Below are 307 nucleotides of genomic sequence, written 5' to 3'. Positions count from 1 at the left end.
CCGCCAGCGTTCATCCTGAGCCAGGATCAAACTCTCCAATAAAGTTTGTCTAGCATCATAAATAAAAATTGACGTTTCACGTTGTTTGTTTCGTTCAGTTTTCAAAGAACTGTTTGGTGGAGCCTAGCGGGATCGAACCGCTGACCTCCTGCGTGCAAGGCAGGCGCTCTCCCAGCTGAGCTAAGGCCCCAAATCAAGTATCGGGAAGACAGGATTTGAACCTGCGACCCCCTGGTCCCAAACCAGGTGCTCTACCAAGCTGAGCCACTTCCCGAAAGAGAACGCGCCCGAGAGGAGTCGAACCCCT

General features: G+C 52.4%; 2 tRNA genes. Both read right to left on the bottom strand.

What is annotated here, in order from left to right:
* Window positions 1-114: 114 nt before the first annotated feature.
* Window positions 115-190 (bottom strand) — tRNA-Ala (locus MR059_RS21605).
* 10 nt (window positions 191-200) lie between these two features.
* Window positions 201-274: transfer RNA gene (locus tag MR059_RS21600), tRNA-Pro, on the bottom strand.
* Window positions 275-307: the final 33 nt, after the last annotated feature.

The organism is Bacillus cereus group sp. BfR-BA-01522, assembly GCF_022662635.1.
Lineage (GTDB): Bacteria > Bacillota > Bacilli > Bacillales > Bacillaceae_G > Bacillus_A > Bacillus_A cytotoxicus.
This window is presented reverse-complemented; position numbering and strand designations above follow the sequence as displayed.